General features: G+C 63.8%; 6 protein-coding genes and 1 pseudogene. 3 read left to right on the top strand and 4 right to left on the bottom strand.

Annotated features, from left to right (window positions below; genetic code table 11):
- On the bottom strand, positions 1-795 hold a 795-nt coding region (locus BMX67_RS19250), incomplete at its 3' end, for a GMC family oxidoreductase (protein WP_342707931.1).
- Between the two features lie 264 nt (positions 796-1,059).
- Here BMX67_RS19250 and BMX67_RS19245 point away from each other — a divergent pair.
- The 3 genes and pseudogenes from BMX67_RS19245 (at position 1,060) to BMX67_RS19450 (ending at position 1,875) form a co-directional block, all read left to right on the top strand.
- Positions 1,060-1,392 (top strand): lyase family protein, encoded by a 333-nt coding sequence (locus tag BMX67_RS19245; RefSeq protein ID WP_090738344.1) that lies wholly within the window; start codon positions 1,060-1,062, stop codon positions 1,390-1,392.
- 6 nt (positions 1,393-1,398) lie between these two features.
- Positions 1,399-1,518: pseudogene (locus tag BMX67_RS20100) on the top strand (hypothetical protein); the annotation flags it as partial.
- Between the two features lie 117 nt (positions 1,519-1,635).
- Positions 1,636-1,875 carry an aldo/keto reductase gene (locus BMX67_RS19450; protein ID WP_139206588.1) on the top strand — a complete coding sequence of 80 codons (240 nt, stop codon included), beginning with the start codon at positions 1,636-1,638 and terminating at the stop codon, positions 1,873-1,875.
- A 198-nt stretch (positions 1,876-2,073) separates the two neighbouring features.
- Here the strand turns inward: BMX67_RS19450 and BMX67_RS19240 are convergent, their stop codons facing one another.
- From BMX67_RS19240 to BMX67_RS19965, 3 genes are all read right to left on the bottom strand, one after another.
- Positions 2,074-2,706 carry a LysE family translocator gene (locus BMX67_RS19240; protein ID WP_090738342.1) on the bottom strand — a complete coding sequence of 211 codons (633 nt, stop codon included), beginning with the start codon at positions 2,704-2,706 and terminating at the stop codon, positions 2,074-2,076.
- A gap of 285 nt (positions 2,707-2,991) precedes the next feature.
- A complete protein-coding gene (locus tag BMX67_RS19235) occupies positions 2,992-3,243 on the bottom strand; it encodes a hypothetical protein (protein WP_090738340.1) in 252 nt (83 codons plus the stop codon).
- A 170-nt stretch (positions 3,244-3,413) separates the two neighbouring features.
- Positions 3,414-3,633 (bottom strand): SUMF1/EgtB/PvdO family nonheme iron enzyme (locus BMX67_RS19965; protein ID WP_245739534.1); only part of this gene is annotated, 220 nt, incomplete at its 5' end.

The raw sequence follows: 3,633 nt of genomic DNA, 5'->3' as shown, positions 1-3,633 counted from the left end.
CGCGGCACCGGGTTCGGGACGCGACAGGCCGACGCTGCCCCGGCTTTCGGGGCGGCAGGAATTGAAGCACAGCAGAAAGCCCGGATAGGGTTCGGGCAACAGCCGCGCCTTGGTGCTTTCGGGGATGCGATAGGACATCGGGTTGAAATACAGCTGGATATTCGGCCCGTCGGTGGCCGATTCCGTCCGAAAGAACCCGCCCGCCTGATTGACGCTGAGGGCCAGCGGACCGCGCCGCGTGGTCAGATAGCGCAGCCCGGCCATCGCCTGACCCCACAGGGGGCGCAGCTGATCGTTCAGCGTCGGGACCGTCGCGCGATAGTAATAGCTGGCGCAGAGATGGTCCTGAAGGTTCTGGCCAACGGCAGGCAGGTTGCGCCGCGTGTCGATGCCAAGCCGCTGCAGATCGCCCCCCGCGCCGATGCCCGATTGCTGCAACAGCATGGGAGAGCCGATGGCCCCCGCCGACAGGATCACCTCGGCCCGCGCATGCACGTCGTGGCGGCTGCCATCCCTGGCACGCAGGGCGACGCCCGTGGCGCGGCCCTCGGCGTCGAACAGCACCCGTTCGGCCTGGGTGACAAGGCGCAGATCCAGATTGGGGCGGCCAAGCGCCGGGGTCAGATAGGTCTTGGAACTGGACTGCCTGCGGCCACGGGCAATGTTGGTTTCATAGATGCCCGCACCCTCGAACCGGGCGCCGTTCATGTCCTCGGTCACGGGCAGCTGGCTTTCGCGGGCCGCCGTCAGGAACCGGTCGCAGATCGGATGGGTCTGGCCCTTCATCGGCGTGATGCCGACCGATCAAAGTGCGCGCGTCTATTCCAAGAACATCGTGCAGGCCGCCCGCCAGCTGTCGTTCCACATCATCTGACACCGTGCCCGGCCCATGAATTTTCGGAATGAGGTCTGCGCCGAAGTCGTTTGCGCAAATCACCCCGTCCGAGAAAAAGCTGGCCCCACAGGCAGGGGGGATCACGCCGATGGATATGGCGATCGGGACAGTTTGGCGGACGAGGCTGACAGCCTTGGCCCCGTGCGCGTGCCTGCCGATGCTGCATGGGGGCACAGACGGCGCGGGGACTGATCCGGTTCGCCAAGGACCTTCGTCTGATGGCCTCGGGGCCGCATTGCGGGCTTTCGGAACTGCGGCTGCCTGCGGTGCAGCCCGGATCCTCGGCCATTCCGGGCAAGATCAACCCGATTCTGCCCGAATTCATGATCCACATGGCGATGACCGCCTGCGGTCGCGCCGCCGCCATTCGCATGACGCAGGATCATGGCGAACTGGATTACAGCCCGTGGCAGTGGGTGGTGATCGTCAACCTGCTGGACATGATGGCGCTGCCGGACAGCGGCATCTCCAGCCTGCGCCGATATCTTCGGCTCTGACGCGGGCTGGCCGCCGGCGGCTATACCAGCGACATCAGCCGCGCCCATCGCGTGGCCGACCGGCTGGATGCGGGCATGGTCTTAGTGAACCGCTATGGCTGCTACGGCCCTTCGGCGGTTTCAAGCAAAGTGGGTGGGGCAAGGACATGGCGATCCATTCGCAGCCATTCGACACGAAGGCCAAGGGCGCCTGGATCAATTGCGGCGACGCCCGATCGTCCCGGCATTACGCGCGACGTCGCGATGTCCGCCGCCCGCACGGCCCAGATGCGCGGCGCCACGCCCGCGCAGGTGGCGCAGGCCTGGGCGCTGCAAAAATCCGAAATGTCCTCGATGCAGGTCGGGGGCGACAGCAAGGATCGGATCGACAGCGCCCTGTCGGCGCTGCGGATCCGTCTTGATCAGGACGAACTGTTTGAGATCGAGCGCAACCATACCCCCTGCGATCCGATCAATGACTACACTACAGGCAAGCGGATCTAACGGGTTGCACGCCTGGCCGCGGGTCGCGGTGCGGCGGCGGACCTGCCCGACTATCAGGGCCTGGCCGAGGTCATCGGCTGAACCGTCGCCAGCCCCCTGGCGATCGCTCGCCGGGGGGCGTCATCGGGAAGGACGACCGATGGCAAGGATCGGTGACGTTCCTTGCCGCCCGCGAATGCACGACCCTTGCTGCGGTCGTCACTGGCGGGCTTCCGTCGCCATTTTCAGCGCCAGACCGGCCAGAACCGTGCCCATGATCCAACGCTGGACCACCGCGAATGAAGGTCGCCGCACAAGGAAGATCGCGATGCTTCCCGCAGTGATCGCGATAAGCGCATTCACCGACACGCTGACAAGGATCTGTATCGTTCCAAGGACAAGCGATTGCACAAGCACGCTTCCGCCTGCGGGGTCGATGAACTGCGGCAAAAGCGACAGATACATCACCGCGATTTTCGGGTTCAGCAGATTGGTAAGGAACCCCATGAAGAACAGCCTGCGCGGTCGGTCCCTTGGCAGGTCGCGGACCTGAAAGGGCGAACGACCGCCGGGGCGGACGGCCTGCCAGGCCAGCCACAGCAGATAGATGGCCCCGGCAAAGCGGATCGCGTCATAGGCATAAGGAACCGCAAGAACGAGGGCGGTGATCCCCAAGGCGGCACAGAGCATATAGAAGACAAAGCCAAGCGCCACGCCGCCAAGCGATATCAGCCCCGCGACTTGCCCCTGGCAGATCGACCGCGAGATCAGGTAAACCATGTTCGGTCCCGGCGTCAGCACCATGCCAAGCGCGATCAGGGCGAAGGCGATAAGCGAATTGATCTCGGGCATCGGGCTTCTCCATCCATAGTGGTGTCCGGACGCGCGATGGAAAAGGCACGGGCCTCGTCTGCCGCGCGGGCAGGACGAACCTGATCGCGATATCCCCTTATATCGGCTTGGCGCAACCAGCCTGATCCCCTTGCCGACAAGGCCGGGCAAAGACGGGACCGGACATCCAGAAATACGAACGCGACCGACGTCATGTCGGTCGCGTTTCAAAAGGGAACCTTGCCTGATCAGGGGAGGGGTCTCAGATAAGGGTTCCCATCCGGGAGGAGGGGCAGATCCGACGGCTTAGTCGTTGCCACTGGAACGGTCGACCTTGCCCGAGGATTTGAACAGGCTGACTTTCAGCTGCTTGTCGGCATCAAAGCCCAGGCGGGTCAATTCACGGTTATTGAACACTTTTCCGGCGTCGACCTTGACGCTGTGTTCGGCGACGGCGGTGGTGATCGGATCGGGGGCTTCGTTCTTCGTGACGGCGAAAGCACCGGTTGCAAAGCTGGACAGCAGGACGGTCGACAGGGCAATGTTACGCAGGTTCATGGTCTATTTCCTTCTCAGAAGATTTGTTTTGTTGGTCTCTGATTAGGAATACGGAGCGACCCGCCCCGAAATTACAGACATCACGGCCTCGTGATGATCGTGTGGCCATGCGCGGCGCGGCTGGGGCAAGGGCCTGTCAGACGGGGTGTCGTTGTCCTGCCTGGTCTTTTTCAGTGTTTTGCGGCGACCCGGAATCCGCAGTTTCCTGTTGAGCTGTCGGGGTCGTTTCTGGTGCGGGAATGGACGTGATAGCGGTCGCAATAGCTGTCGTGGCACAGATAGGATCCGCCGCGCTGTGCGCGTGCGGCGCCCGGGCTGTCGTCGTCATTCACCGGGTCCAGCGGCGGCAGGCGGTTGCCCTGGGGCAGGGGGCCAAAGCGGTCGGCGGTC

It is taken from the genome of Paracoccus homiensis, from assembly GCF_900111675.1.
Taxonomy (GTDB): Bacteria; Pseudomonadota; Alphaproteobacteria; order Rhodobacterales; family Rhodobacteraceae; genus Paracoccus; species Paracoccus homiensis.
Note: the sequence above shows the minus strand (reverse complement) of the source record. Positions and strands in the feature narration are given on the sequence as shown.

Excerpts from the sequence above, each read along its gene's own strand:
- BMX67_RS19245 (WP_090738344.1), top strand. The coding sequence starts at position 1,060 with ATGGGGGCACAGACGGCGCGGGGACTGATCCGGTTCGCCAAGGACCTT.
- BMX67_RS19450 (WP_139206588.1), top strand. The coding sequence starts at position 1,636 with ATGTCCGCCGCCCGCACGGCCCAGATGCGCGGCGCCACGCCCGCGCAG.
- BMX67_RS19240 (WP_090738342.1), bottom strand. The coding sequence starts at position 2,706 with ATGCCCGAGATCAATTCGCTTATCGCCTTCGCCCTGATCGCGCTTGGC.
- BMX67_RS19235 (WP_090738340.1), bottom strand. The coding sequence starts at position 3,243 with ATGAACCTGCGTAACATTGCCCTGTCGACCGTCCTGCTGTCCAGCTTT.